Source organism: Bacillus sp. AFS001701 (genome assembly GCF_002559405.1).
Taxonomy (GTDB): domain Bacteria; phylum Bacillota; class Bacilli; order Bacillales; family Bacillaceae_G; genus Gottfriedia.
Genome location: NZ_NTZO01000733.1, coordinates 1 through 254, shown reverse-complemented (window position 1 = coordinate 254; position 254 = coordinate 1). Strand labels below are relative to the sequence as shown.

At 65.0% G+C, this 254-nt stretch carries 1 protein-coding gene; it reads right to left on the bottom strand.

What is annotated here, in order from left to right:
* The coding region (locus tag CN514_RS24915; protein ID WP_141529537.1) for an ATP-binding cassette domain-containing protein at nt 1-254 on the bottom strand (254 nt) is incomplete at both ends.

Sequence of the window (254 nt, the reverse complement as noted above, 5' to 3'; positions counted from 1 at the left end):
CAAGCAGGATATACGGCGTTTGCTGCGCCAGCGCCATGGCGATCCAGCAGCGCTGACGCTGGCCGCCGGATAAGCTTTCCACCGGCATATGGGCAAACTCCGCCGTGCCGGTCAGGCGCAGGGCCTCTTCCACCGCCAGCTCGTCCTCGTCGCTCCACTGGCGCATAAAGTTCTGCCAGGGAAAACGCCCGCGCGAGACCAGCTCAAAGACGGTCAACCCTTCCGGGAGCAGCGGAGACTGCGGCAGGATACCC